The following is an 11,472-nucleotide window of genomic DNA, read 5'->3' on the forward strand; positions in this document are numbered from 1 at the left end:
TAATCGTTTGAAACGGGCATCGGGCGGCATCACCGCCCGGTATCAGGACCGGGTCAGACTGGACTGCCGACTTCGCCTCCGGCCTGTTCATGCGGCAGCGCCTCTTCTGTGCCTTCAACCCTGCGAACAAGCGTCGCAAGGGCTTTGACAATGTCATCGGTGTGCGTGTGGTGAGGCATGTGACCCGCCTCGTCCAGCATGAGCAGCTGCGCGTTCGGCAGATCCCGCATGAGCCCCTCGCAATGGATCGACGGCCAGACAACCGTATCTTGCGTCCCGCTGACGACAAGCGCGGGCTGGTCGAGCCTGGAATACTGCTTCGACTGACCGATGATCGCCGATTTCAGAAAGGCTATTTGGCGCGAATTGGCGCGAAAGGAGGCCGGCCTGAACAAAAGCGGCAGCCGTATCCCTGCAAAATAGTCCTGCGGCGCGCGGTCGGGGAAAAACACGTTGGTCATGGCCCCCGGCGCGAGCAGCCCGCCGACCGGAAGCGTCAGGGTCCAGCAGAACAGCGCACCGATCACCGGCCAGGCAGCCACAGTGTAGTACCAGGTCACGCCGCCGGGCCACTCATGGCTGACCGGGGCGAGAAACGCCAGGCCCTTGACCCTGCCCGGAGCCGCAAGGCCAAGTGCGGCCGTCACGGCGCTGCCAAGGGAATGCCCGACGACGATGGCGGTCTCGATCTCCAGTTCCTCCAGCAGACGAGCAATGGCCTCCGCCTGCCCCTCAGGCAGGTCCGAGCCGTCTTTTGAGCTGCTTGAGAATCCAAGGCCCGGCCGGTCGATGAACAACAGAGAATGGCGGCCCCGCAAAGCCTCCAGGAAGGCAAGTTTCATGTCGTAGGCGTTTCCGCTCGCTCCATGCAGGAACACAAGCACAGGCGCCGCCTGATCCTCTTCAGGCAACGGGTAGAAGTGATAGTGGAGATTGACGCCATCGGTCTCGAACAACCTGCCATCGGGCTGAAACCGGTGCCTGATTTGCCTCACCTTGATCAGGGTATAGATGAATGCGGCCAGAAACGGTGCACCGACGGACAAGAACACAATCAGGATCATAGCGCGAACATAGCTTTCGCACCGGTCGCTTCAAGGGTTGTCGTGCAAGATCCGCCGATCCGGGCCTCAGGCCGGCGCGCCTTCGGCCTTCTTTTCAAGCTCCTCGATGGCTTCCTCGGCGTTCTCAAGTCCAGGATTGACTTCGAGCGCCCGCTTGAATGTCACAAGTGCGTCATCGTCAAAGCCCAGCCGGCGCTGAATGATTGCAAGTCCGGAAAGCGCGCCCCAGTGACGCGGCTCAAGCGCAAGCGTCCGCTCGATATCGACAAGAGACTTCCCGAAATCCTCGCGCATGTAATGGACCGTTGCCCGCCGGTTCCATCCTTCCGCGAAGGAGGGCTTCAGGACGACGACGACGTCGAGCAGATCAAGAGCGAGGGCGTGATCGTCGGCCTGTATGGCTTTCCCGGCCCGCGACATCAGGATATCGACTGTATCGCTTCCAGATTCCATCCAGATCATCTGGATTTCCCGCACGGCGCGCTCTGCGTCCGAAGGTTCCTCGGATTTGGCCAGGTCATCGAACAGCTGGTCGAGCCGGGACTGCTCCTCTTCGGGATCGCTTTCTTCGACAACAACCTGGCCACCGGCCTCCGGGAGATCTTCCGGCATGGGATTGAAGTCTTCGGCAGACGGCGGATCGACCTCGGGTCCGAGATCGGGGACAGGTTGCGCTCCTGCGAGGAACGGCACCATGGCAAACAGGCATGTAAACACAAAAATCCGCATCCAACGATTATGGGTCGTTGAATGCGGCGGTCAATCCGGGAATTTGACACTTCTTCGTGCGCGCCGTCTTGCCGATGTCGGAAGGCCCGATCGTCCAGCGATTAAGCACTTCGCATCGCAGGAGTTTTCAACACTCCCGCAGCGCGCCCGAAAAACGGGACTTAGCCCTGGCGCGCCTTGAAGCGCGGATTTTTCTTGTTGATGATGTAGACGCGGCCTTTGCGGCGCACCATGCGGTTGTCCCGATGGCGGGTCATCAACGCCTTGAGCGAGTTCTTGATCTTCATGTCACTGTCCCCTCTCGGGGTCCCGTTACTTTAAACCAAATGAGCGCCTGAGGCGCTCACATTCTATTCGGTTGCCTTCAATCGAGTCGCATTGCTGCGCCGCTTTTCGGATCAACCTGCGCGTCCTGAAACCCTCATTCAGCGCAATAATGGTGGGCGTGACAGGGATTGAACCTGTGACCCCTTCGATGTCAACGAAGTGCTCTCCCGCTGAGCTACACGCCCGAATTTCTCGGTAGTCCGGCGCCGAACGCCGTAGTGGGGTGCGATATAACGGGGATCGGCATTCAGCGCAACCCTGTTCTTCATCGAACCGTCAAATTTTCCCCGTCCGGACTGCCCGCCCGAAACGGCAATCATCATGCCGCCAGCATGCGCTCCACTTCCTGAACAAGATCCTTCAGATGGAACGGCTTGGACAGGACCTTCGCATCCTTGGGCGCGTCGGATTCCGGGTTGAGGGCAACCGCAGCAAAACCGGTTATGAACATGACTTTAAGGTCCGGATCCAGCTCCGTCGCCCGCCGCGCGAGTTCAATACCGTCCATCTCCGGCATGACGATATCGGTCAGCAGAAGCGAAAACGGTTCTTCGCGTAACCGTTCGTACGCGCTCCTGCCGTTATCGAAAGAAACGACATCATGCCCGGCGTTTTCCAGCGCTTTCGCAAGAAACCGGCGCATATCGTTATCATCTTCAGCAAGCAGGATACGCGACATTGTAAACAACCATTGCTTTAATTTCGATTTGGCGGCATTGGGATCTCACCTTTTGCCGGTTATAGCCCGAATTCCACAGAATGATAGGGAGAAATAGTTCTTCAAAGCTTTTGATCAGCCGACTGTGGACTGTGTGTTGATTCCTTGGCACCATAGACATAGGGGAACCGGCAGCGATTGGGGTGGCCTGGCCCAAAGGTGAAACGGTAGGACGGACAATTTGACGGACGACACAAAGCCCTCGTTCAATACGCCATTCGTAGCCGACTTTAACGGCTTGCCCGCATTTGACGTTCTGTGTCCCGCCGACCAACGGGTTCCCTACATATTCAATTCGCCTCACTCCGGCAGGCAGTATTCGCAGCAGTTTCTCGCATCTTCCCGCCTGGATGAAAGCGCGATCCGGCGCTCTGAAGACGCTTTCGTGGATGATCTGTTCGCGCATGTCGTTCCTCTTGGCGCGCCACTGCTGCGCGCGCATTTCCCCCGGGCATACCTGGATGTGAACCGGGAACCCTATGAGCTCGATCCCAAGATGTTCGACGGCAGGCTTCCGTCCTACGCCAACATCCGCTCGATACGCGTTGCCGGGGGCTTGGGAACGGTGGCCCGTATTGTCAGCGAAAACCACGAGATCTATCGGCACCGGCTTCCGGTCGAAGAGGCATTGAACCGGATCGAGGAGATCTACAAGCCTTATCACTCCACGCTGCGCCGGCTGCTCGCGCAAACGCATGTCACCTTCGGCTATGCCGTCCTGATCGATTGCCACTCGATGCCATCCAGCGTCAAATGCCAGACAACCGACGTGCGCCCCGATTTCATACTCGGCGATCGTTACGGCACCAGTTGCAACAGTGAACTGACGGAATATGCCTGCTCGATTCTCCGGGACATGGGATACAGCGTCAGCCGCAACAAACCTTATGCCGGTGGATTCATCACCGAACACTACGGCCGTCCCGCCAGCGGTCTGCACGCGCTGCAGGTCGAAATCAACCGCGGCCTTTACATGAACGAGGCGACACACGAACGCGCACCCGGCTTCGACGACCTGTTCCACAATCTGAAGCAATTCGCGCAGGAACTGATTGCAATGCCGGATGCCGCATTGCCTGCCGACTCGATCGCAGCCGAATAATCACCCAAAAAAAGAGGCCGCACTCTGATGAGGCGGCCCGAGTCTAGGGAGGAAACGCCCAAGGAGGGCGATGCGATAAAAGATATCGCACTGCAATAAAATCGCATTGCAGTGCACAAAGGTCAAGTCGTAAATAGGTAGTATCCTGTACAAACTATAGGCAAAATACCCTATTTCAGAGATCCAATTTTCATCACAAGAGATTATACAAGCGGCAAATCGAGTGTTATTCGGTGCGCGCGCGCACGTTCCATCAGGAAAATTCAATGACCGAAACCGCCCCAAGTTCGAATAGGTTTGCCCCCTTTCTGGACGAATTGGCAAATGCCGCCGCCGCGGCGATCATGCCGCATTTCCGCCAGGGCTTTGCCGTTGATAACAAACTCGAATCCGGGTTCGACCCTGTCACGATTGCGGACCGGAACGGCGAATCCGCGATGCGTACCCTGATCAACAGCACTTATCCCGATCATGGCATTCTCGGCGAGGAACACGGGCCGGAAAAACTGGATGCCGACCATGTCTGGGTGCTCGACCCGATCGATGGGACACGGGCATTCATCACCGGTTTGCCGACATGGGGAACGCTGATCGGCCTTCGGAGCGCCGGCACGCCAAGTCTCGGCATGATGGTTCAGCCCTATATCGGCGAGCGCTACGCAGGAGACTGCGAACAGGCCTGGTACAACGGCCCGCTGGGAACGAGGACACTGAAGGCGCGGACGTGCAGCAGGCTTGAAGACGCGGCCATATTCACAACCACACCGTTTCTTTTCAACGATACTGAACGTGCGGCCTTCGACAGCGTCGAGGCCTCTGCGCGCCTTTCCAGATATGGAACGGATTGTTACGCCTATTGCATGGTCGCGGCAGGACAGGGCGATGCCGTGATTGAATCCGGGCTGCAGGCATATGACATTGTGGCGCTGGTTCCGATCATCGAGGGTGCCGGCGGTGTTGTGACGACCTGGACGGGCGGCTCACCCGCAAACGGCGGCCAGATTGTCGCGAGCGGCGACCCGCGCCTCCACGACCGACTTCTGACGGAACTCTCTAAGCCTGACTGACCTCGGCCAGACCCGCTTTGTTGGGATCGCGCACGACCGTCGCGGTTGATTTCAACCGGGCCTCGGCAAGTTCCTGCTCTGCCTCGAAACCGGGAATGAAGGCATCGAATGCTGCCCAGAACTGGTCGCGGTAAACATCCCGCTCCATCATGATCTCATGGGCAGCGCCGGGAATTTCCACATAAGCAGCCGACCGCGTGCGGGCGACGAAGTCCTCGACAATGGGCGTCGAGACGATCCTGTCCTCGCCGGCACCTAACATCAGGCAGGGCAGTTTGATACCCGGGCCGGCGGCCCGTTTTCGAAGCGGCATCATCGTGCGCGCGGCAGCGTTCAGCCAACCGAAGGTCGCCGACCCGATGCCAAGCTCCGGAGCCTTGTCCAGAACCTTTTTGCATCTCTCGAAACGCGTCCGGTCCGATGTCTGGCGGTTCTTCTCGAACGGCACCATGAGCTTGCTGTTCCCCCCCGGCACATAAAGCCGGCCCAGACCGATGATCGACATCAGCCGCGCAAGCGGATACCCGACCTTCTCCACGACGGCCGACGTCTTCGGAGCGCTCGCGCGCAGGGGAGGCTTGCCCAGCAGTCCCAACGTGATGATCCGCAGAAACCGGCGATACGAATCGCCAATCCCCAGGGCATGGGAACCTGACGGCAGACCGAGCAGGGGGCTGGTGATAACGGCCCGGTCCAGCATCGTGCGAAGGCGTGCCGTATCGCTCAGGAGCACCAGGCCGCCCGTGGAATGCGCGAGGGCAAAATGGGGGCCGGCATAATGGGCGAGCGAGACTTCCTTCAGGATCGTGCGCAGATCCGTCCTGAACTTGCGGAAGTTGGAAATATGACCGCGCCGTAAACTGCGTGTCACGCGCTGGGAACCACCCTGCCCGCGCCAGTCGAAGGCAACCACGTCAAAACCGCGCTTGCGCAGATCTTCGACCACCTCGAAGTACTTCTCGATGAACTCGGCGCGGCCCTGCAAGAGCGTCACCGTTCCGCGCCTGTGCGGGCCTGTTCCGGCCCAGTGCGCATAGCGGATGCGGATCCCGTCCGCTGTGGTTACAAATCCGGCTTTTCCCCCGTCCGGCACGGGATTGTCGGGATGATCGATCAGGTCCATGGTTCTTTGTGATACCCGCCTTCGCGCGGCCCGACAACAGACTTCGGGCCGGTGCATGGCAGCACCGGCCGGGAAGCCGCAATACACCTGGCAAATCTTACCAGCGGTATTGCCAGTAGACGCCGTGCCCGATCGGGCGGCTGCGCACGATATGTGCATTGCGCGAATCAACGACAAGTCTCATGGGCATGCCGCGCCAGCCGACGGCCTTGACGATATACATCGGACCGCGGCGGTCGATGATCCGGATCCTGTGAAATCCGCGATGACGCAGGCTGCGGCGAATCTGGCGCGGTCCGAGGGAATAATGCCCCCCGCCGTATCCGCCCTGCCATCCGTGGCGTTTTCCCTTGTGCTTGCCGTAGCCCTTTTTCTTGTGATGGATCTGGATGACGGGCGCATCCTGCGAGGACTGGATCTGCTTGCTGGCGGAGAGCGGTGAAGCGGTGGCTGCCGGGGCGAACCCGACCGTTGCCAGCAAGATGGCTCCGGCGATCGGAGCGGAAAGTTTTGAAGCAAAGAATGACATTTCAATTCTCCTGGTCTGATCGCCAGCGTTTTGCTGACGTTGACCGGAAGATGACCGATCCCGCTTGAACCAAACCGGAAGAGGTCATTCATCGGGCGTTCATGTCGCATGCCGGTCACAGAGCCACGGTCTTGAAATCGAGCCGGGCAATTCCCACCTCAACCGTGCAGGCGCCAATCGGGTCTGCAATCACCTCCCGTCCCGCCACTATGGGGGACAGGAACACATGAAAATCAGTGAAGTATCTGTTGCTCAAAGGAGGACACTTAAATGCGTCACTTGGACTTCTCTCCCCTTTATCGCTCGACCGTCGGTTTTGACCGGCTTTTCTCGATGCTGGATACCGCCGGCAACGACACCCCGAGCTACCCGCCCTACAACATCGAACGGACCGGCGAAAACGCCTACCGGATCACGATGGCCGTGGCCGGCTTTACCGACGCTGAACTTTCCGTCGAAGCCAAGGAACACGTCCTGACGATCAAAGGTGAAAAGACCGACGAGGATTCCGACAGGGAAATCCTCTATCGCGGCATCGCCTCGCGCACGTTCGAGCGTCGCTTCCAGATCGCCGAGCATGTCCGCGTCGACGGCGCCAGCCTTGAGAACGGCTTGCTCCACGTCGATCTCGTGCGCGAGATCCCGGAAGCCATGAAACCGCGCAAGATCGAGATTTCATCCGGCGCGTCCAAGCAGATCGAAGCCAAGACCCACTAAACACCGGGTCTGTATCGAACCGCAAAAAAAATACGGGCGCCCGGGAAACCGGACGCCCTTGTTTCATTTCTCCCATCGCATACCGCCGTTCAGCTGGCTTGCGTGAGCGTTTCCAGGAACGTTTTCACGTCCTCATCTGTTGTTGCAAAGCTCGTCACCATTCTGAAACAGACTTCATCGTCGGCTGGAGCGACGTTGTCCGACAGGTCACTGGCCGGCCATTCGTAGATTTTTGCACCAGCCGCCGTCAGGGTTTCGAACTGGCTGCGTTTGACGATCGGGAACAGCTCGTTGGCTTCAACGGCCCATGCCGTGCGCCCGCCAAGCGATCTGATGCCCTCCGCCAGCCTCAGCGCCATGGCATTGGCGTGCCGCGCCGTATCCAGCCAGCTTTCATTCTCGAAGTAGCCCTCGAACTGGGCGGCCACGAACCGGCTCTTGGAGAAAAGGTGTCCGCCACGTTTCCGGAAATACTCAAAGTCTCTTGCCCGTTCCGGATCAAAGAAGACAACGGCCTCGGCGCACCAGCACCCGTTTTTCGTTGCGCCAAAGGACAGGGCATCGACACCTGCCTTCCAGGTCATTTCCGCAGGAGTGCATCCAAGTGAAACCAGGGCATTGGTAAACCTGGCTCCATCCATATGCAGCGGGACTGACCGGGAACGGGCGGCTTCCGCCAGCGCTTCGATCTCCGCGACCGTGTAGACCGTGCCGCTTTCGGTGGCCTGGCTGATCGAGACGGACGCGACCTGGCCGTGCATCACCACACCGTCCGGAAATCTGGACATCGCCTCGGTCAGGGCGGCCGGGGTAATCTTGCAATCGGCACCTGGAATGCCGACGAGCTTGTTGCCGCTGGTCATGAATTCCGGACAGTTGCACTCGTCGATATTGATATGGCTGTCGCGATGGCAAAACACGGCACCGCCCGGTTTTGCGAAACTGGCAAGCGCGAGCGCGTTTGCAGCCGTCCCCGTGGCCACGAAATAGACCGCGACCTCGCGCTCGAAGATGTCGTTGAAAGACCTGCTGACGCCGGCCGTCAACGGATCTGCACCATAACCGGGTGCAAACCCGGAACTGTGGCGGGCCAGCGCCGACATCACCGCCGGAGCCGCACCCGCCCAATTGTCACTTGCGAAATTCATGTGCCGGTTTAAGCAGGTCGCCTTTCAACCGGCAACAGGATTTTCTCAGTAGTACATTTCCCGCTTGCGATACATGCGCCCGAACAGCCAGTCGAGCGAGATCACACCGGGTCCCTTCAGCGTCGGAACCAGCAGCAGGAAGATCCAGAGCAGCCTGTCATCGGAGACAATGCTGTAAGGATCATTGTCGAAAAACTTGCCGATCGACTTTGCATCCAGACCGTGTCCGGTAATGTCGACATAGGTCATGACGCAAATGAAGATGATCATGCCGACGCTGGCAAAGCGCGTGAACAGGCCAACGACAATCAGAAACGGCAGGATGAACTCACCGAGGGTTCCGACCAGAACGATCAGACCGTAGGGGAAATAGGCGATCTGGCTCGTGTCGTAGCTGACCTGTTCCATCAGTTGCGGAAACATCTGGGCATAGGCACCCGCGGTCGGCGTGAAAATGTTCATGAAGCTGCCGCCGATCTTGGTCAGCGCGGACGCCCAGAAAAACTGCAACAGGACGGCAGCGAAAATCAGCCGGGACGCAAGTCCGAGCAGCCAGCCGTTGGTGATGCGTTCAAAGAAGCCGAACACGGCCGTATACAATCTGACAAAAAATCCGATGAGAGCACCCATAGAAGACCCCATTCCCTTTCCAGTCGACAACTTCAGGCTCTTTGCTTGTTTAAGCCTTTACGAGAGTTGTGAAAACACCATTTGCTAGACAATCCGACAGGGTGTCGGACAGTGAAAACTCTTCGACTTGCGAACTCGCCGCCGCGGCGGCTTCCGCGAGCGTCCCGCCATCGAAGAGGGCGCTCAGGAAAACGTCGCCTCCGGGACGGAGCAGCATCAGCTCAACTTCAAGCTCCGGGCGCGTAATCAGTACCGATTGCGGCTTCTCCAGATCGATTTCGATATTGGCATCTGGGTCAAACCGGTTCGCGCGCACAAGATCCCAGATCGGCCATTCCGACCGGAAGACGCACGATGCCGGATGTTTTTCAAAACGGATGTTCCCGATCTCGTCAGGCGCAACGGCGCCGATCTCGGCCGGATCGAGCGGTAGAGCGTCAGCGGAATGATACGCTTCCAGCCAGGCCCATTCGACCCGCGCCACATCTGCAAGATAGGGATAGGCCTGGAGCGGCGGAAACCTCTCGATGAAACCACCGAATTCCGCGCCATACCACATCAGCACCGGGGACCTGGGCGGGTGCTCGGCCACGAACGCGCGTGCAAGCGCCTTGAAATAGTCTTCGCCAAGCAGGCGTCCAACCGCCGGGAACGACTGTTCGAGCGCTTCGCTCAGGCTGGCAACGACATTGTTGCGATAGACGTTGAAACGTTTGGGCGCAGTCTTGCCGTCCGGCCCGACCAGCCCCGTTGGCGTCTCCGCGGCCGGATCCCAGAGCGCCCTGCCGAACGTGTCGGCGCTTACCCTGGGAGAAAACTCGGACGCATTCATCAGACCGCACGCTTCAGATGTGTCGCGGCAGCCTGACTGAGAAGCGTATCGGCAGCCTTCGCCTCGGACAGAAGCACTTGCCAGGCGGGAACGTCGTTGTCCCACTCGATCAGGGTGGGAATCGGGCCGTTCTGACGGATCACCGTCTCGTAAAGCGTCCAGACGGCCTCGTCCACTTCACGGTCATGTGCATCGATCAGCAGTGGACGCCCGGCATCGTCGATATCCGGCGCGTGACCGCCCAGGTGAATCTCGCCGACATCGCCGATGGGAAACGCCGCCAGATAATCCTCGGCAGATCTTTCGTGATTGGTGCACGACACGTGGACATTGTTGACGTCGAGCAGCAAGCCGCAGCCGGTACGGCGCGTGATCTCCCTCAGGAATTCGAGCTCGCTCATCGTGCTTTGTTCGAACGCAACGTAGGTCGACGGGTTTTCCAGCAGCATCTTGCGCCCGACCACGGTCTGCACTTCGTCGATATGTTCGCAAACGCGATCCAGCGTTGCCTTGTCATATGGCACCGGAAGCAGATCGTTGAAATAGGTGGTGTCGTGGGTGGACCACGCGAGATGCTCCGAGAAAAGACCCGGCTCGTATCGCCTGTTGAGTATCGCAAGCCGCTGCAGGTGGTCCTTGTCGAGCGGCATCTCGCCGCCGATCGAAAGACCGACACCGTGCAGGGAAAGGGGGTATTTTTCCCGGATTGTCTCCAACTGGCGATGCGGCATGCCGCCGGCACCCATGTAGTTTTCCGCGTGAACCTCGAAAAACCCGATATCGGCATCCGTTTGGAGGATATCGTTCACATGTTCAGCCTTCAGTCCCGCGCCTGCCCGCGCCGGAATGGCTGCGTCTATGCGGTGTGGACGTGTCTCTTGGGCGACCATGTCTTGCTCCGGGTGGAGAAAAAACCATCAGGCAGGCGGCACATATCCGCCTGCCCGAAGAAGCGGCCGGTCATCCGGCCGCAATTCGATCGGAAATCAGGCTTCCGGGAGGTCGCGGTCAAGCTCGGTGAGCGAACCCTTGCGGCCATCCGGCAGATCCATGGAAACGCATGTTCCCTTCGGAACGAGCGTCCAGGCGTTGCCCTGGTAATCGACGGTGGATGTGCCCGCGCATGTCGTGCCGGCACCTGCCTTGCAGTCATTCTGGCCTTTGAGCGACACGCCGTAGCACTTTTCCTTGGCCTGCGCGTGCGCAGGGGCCGTAGCTGAAAGACCGGCGACAGCAGTTGCAACGGCACCGGCAAGGATTGCTGCGGACATAGCCTTATTCTTCATTTCGAACTCCTCTGGTCGATCCAAATTCCAATAGGGGCCAACGCGCTCCTTTGTGGCGCAGGCGCAACACAGAAATGAGCCTATCGCCGATAAATAGGAAATCAAACGCCTGTGACCGGTTTGAGAGCACCCAAAGGCAAGATTTTCACAGACGAAATATTCTTACCCAAATTCTGGCGAAAATGACCTTTCGAGACAAT

The 11,472-nt window shown here is 58.9% G+C and carries 14 protein-coding genes and 1 tRNA gene; 3 read left to right on the plus strand and 12 right to left on the minus strand.

Features of this window, described 5'->3' with window-relative positions; all coding sequences use genetic code 11:
* Nucleotides 1–53: 53 nt before the first annotated feature.
* From RBB49_RS18345 to cpdR, 5 genes are all read right to left on the minus strand, one after another.
* On the minus strand, nucleotides 54–1,064 hold the full coding sequence (locus RBB49_RS18345) for an alpha/beta fold hydrolase (RefSeq protein ID WP_306144316.1): 1,011 nt from the start codon (nucleotides 1,062–1,064) through the stop codon (nucleotides 54–56).
* Between the two features lie 66 nt (nucleotides 1,065–1,130).
* A complete protein-coding gene (locus RBB49_RS18350) occupies nucleotides 1,131–1,793 on the minus strand; it encodes a tetratricopeptide repeat protein (RefSeq protein ID WP_306144317.1) in 663 nt (220 codons plus the stop codon).
* Between the two features lie 161 nt (nucleotides 1,794–1,954).
* Nucleotides 1,955–2,080: a type B 50S ribosomal protein L36 gene (ykgO, locus tag RBB49_RS18355; protein ID WP_006932207.1), complete on the minus strand. Its 126-nt coding sequence runs from the start codon at nucleotides 2,078–2,080 to the stop codon at nucleotides 1,955–1,957.
* 150 nt (nucleotides 2,081–2,230) lie between these two features.
* Nucleotides 2,231–2,305, minus strand: a tRNA-Val gene (locus RBB49_RS18360).
* A gap of 134 nt (nucleotides 2,306–2,439) precedes the next feature.
* Nucleotides 2,440–2,799: a cell cycle two-component system response regulator CpdR gene (gene cpdR / locus RBB49_RS18365; RefSeq protein WP_029060655.1), complete on the minus strand. Its 360-nt coding sequence runs from the start codon at nucleotides 2,797–2,799 to the stop codon at nucleotides 2,440–2,442.
* Nucleotides 2,800–3,076: 277 nt separating this feature from the next.
* On the opposite strand from cpdR, the gene RBB49_RS18370 reads away from it, so the two are divergent.
* Together RBB49_RS18370 and hisN are read left to right on the plus strand one after the other, a co-directional pair.
* A complete protein-coding gene (locus RBB49_RS18370; protein WP_306144346.1) occupies nucleotides 3,077–3,940 on the plus strand; it encodes an N-formylglutamate amidohydrolase in 864 nt (287 codons plus the stop codon).
* Nucleotides 3,941–4,206: 266 nt separating this feature from the next.
* Nucleotides 4,207–5,007 carry a histidinol-phosphatase gene (gene hisN, locus RBB49_RS18375; RefSeq protein WP_306144318.1) on the plus strand — a complete coding sequence of 267 codons (801 nt, stop codon included), beginning with the start codon at nucleotides 4,207–4,209 and terminating at the stop codon, nucleotides 5,005–5,007.
* On the opposite strand, the gene RBB49_RS18380 is transcribed toward hisN, so the two are convergent.
* Nucleotides 4,994–6,130 carry an alpha/beta fold hydrolase gene (locus RBB49_RS18380; protein WP_306144319.1) on the minus strand — a complete coding sequence of 379 codons (1,137 nt, stop codon included), beginning with the start codon at nucleotides 6,128–6,130 and terminating at the stop codon, nucleotides 4,994–4,996. The two genes, hisN and RBB49_RS18380, sit on opposite strands and share 14 nt — an antisense overlap.
* A 97-nt stretch (nucleotides 6,131–6,227) precedes the next feature.
* Nucleotides 6,228–6,659, minus strand: a complete 432-nt coding sequence (locus RBB49_RS18385; RefSeq protein ID WP_306144321.1) for a hypothetical protein — start codon at nucleotides 6,657–6,659, stop codon at nucleotides 6,228–6,230.
* A gap of 270 nt (nucleotides 6,660–6,929) precedes the next feature.
* On the opposite strand from RBB49_RS18385, the gene RBB49_RS18390 reads away from it, so the two are divergent.
* A complete protein-coding gene (locus RBB49_RS18390; protein ID WP_306144322.1) occupies nucleotides 6,930–7,376 on the plus strand; it encodes an Hsp20 family protein in 447 nt (148 codons plus the stop codon).
* 89 nt (nucleotides 7,377–7,465) lie between these two features.
* Here the strand turns inward: RBB49_RS18390 and RBB49_RS18395 are convergent, their stop codons facing one another.
* From RBB49_RS18395 to RBB49_RS18415, 5 genes are all read right to left on the minus strand, one after another.
* The gene (locus tag RBB49_RS18395) at nucleotides 7,466–8,524 is read right to left on the minus strand and encodes a low specificity L-threonine aldolase (protein WP_306144323.1); all 1,059 of its coding nucleotides are present in this window, start codon (nucleotides 8,522–8,524) and stop codon (nucleotides 7,466–7,468) included.
* 45 nt (nucleotides 8,525–8,569) lie between these two features.
* Nucleotides 8,570–9,154, minus strand: coding sequence for a DoxX family protein (locus RBB49_RS18400; RefSeq protein WP_306144324.1), 585 nt, complete (start codon nucleotides 9,152–9,154; stop codon nucleotides 8,570–8,572).
* Between the two features lie 49 nt (nucleotides 9,155–9,203).
* Nucleotides 9,204–9,986, minus strand: a complete 783-nt coding sequence (locus RBB49_RS18405) for a DUF2063 domain-containing protein (protein WP_306144325.1) — start codon at nucleotides 9,984–9,986, stop codon at nucleotides 9,204–9,206.
* Nucleotides 9,986–10,876 carry a DUF692 domain-containing protein gene (locus RBB49_RS18410; RefSeq protein ID WP_306144326.1) on the minus strand — a complete coding sequence of 297 codons (891 nt, stop codon included), beginning with the start codon at nucleotides 10,874–10,876 and terminating at the stop codon, nucleotides 9,986–9,988. Before RBB49_RS18410 ends, RBB49_RS18405 begins: the two co-directional genes overlap by 1 nt.
* A 96-nt stretch (nucleotides 10,877–10,972) precedes the next feature.
* Nucleotides 10,973–11,272 (minus strand): DUF2282 domain-containing protein, encoded by a 300-nt coding sequence (locus RBB49_RS18415; RefSeq protein ID WP_306144327.1) that lies wholly within the window; start codon nucleotides 11,270–11,272, stop codon nucleotides 10,973–10,975.
* Nucleotides 11,273–11,472 lie beyond the last annotated feature (200 nt).

Source organism: Roseibium sp. MMSF_3412, assembly GCF_030733265.1.
Taxonomy (GTDB): domain Bacteria; phylum Pseudomonadota; class Alphaproteobacteria; order Rhizobiales; family Stappiaceae; genus Roseibium.

Bases quoted from the DNA above. Each gene is read 5' to 3' on its own strand.
- RBB49_RS18345 (WP_306144316.1), bottom strand. From the start codon at position 1,064: ATGATCCTGATTGTGTTCTTGTCCGTCGGTGCACCGTTTCTGGCCGCA.
- RBB49_RS18350 (WP_306144317.1), bottom strand. From the start codon at position 1,793: ATGCGGATTTTTGTGTTTACATGCCTGTTTGCCATGGTGCCGTTCCTC.
- ykgO (WP_006932207.1), bottom strand. From the start codon at position 2,080: ATGAAGATCAAGAACTCGCTCAAGGCGTTGATGACCCGCCATCGGGAC.
- cpdR (WP_029060655.1), bottom strand. From the start codon at position 2,799: ATGTCGCGTATCCTGCTTGCTGAAGATGATAACGATATGCGCCGGTTT.
- hisN (WP_306144318.1), top strand. From the start codon at position 4,207: ATGACCGAAACCGCCCCAAGTTCGAATAGGTTTGCCCCCTTTCTGGAC.
- RBB49_RS18380 (WP_306144319.1), bottom strand. From the start codon at position 6,130: ATGGACCTGATCGATCATCCCGACAATCCCGTGCCGGACGGGGGAAAA.
- RBB49_RS18385 (WP_306144321.1), bottom strand. From the start codon at position 6,659: ATGTCATTCTTTGCTTCAAAACTTTCCGCTCCGATCGCCGGAGCCATC.
- RBB49_RS18390 (WP_306144322.1), top strand. From the start codon at position 6,930: ATGCGTCACTTGGACTTCTCTCCCCTTTATCGCTCGACCGTCGGTTTT.
- RBB49_RS18395 (WP_306144323.1), bottom strand. From the start codon at position 8,524: ATGAATTTCGCAAGTGACAATTGGGCGGGTGCGGCTCCGGCGGTGATG.
- RBB49_RS18400 (WP_306144324.1), bottom strand. From the start codon at position 9,154: ATGGGTGCTCTCATCGGATTTTTTGTCAGATTGTATACGGCCGTGTTC.
- RBB49_RS18405 (WP_306144325.1), bottom strand. From the start codon at position 9,986: ATGAATGCGTCCGAGTTTTCTCCCAGGGTAAGCGCCGACACGTTCGGC.
- RBB49_RS18410 (WP_306144326.1), bottom strand. From the start codon at position 10,876: ATGGTCGCCCAAGAGACACGTCCACACCGCATAGACGCAGCCATTCCG.
- RBB49_RS18415 (WP_306144327.1), bottom strand. From the start codon at position 11,272: ATGAAGAATAAGGCTATGTCCGCAGCAATCCTTGCCGGTGCCGTTGCA.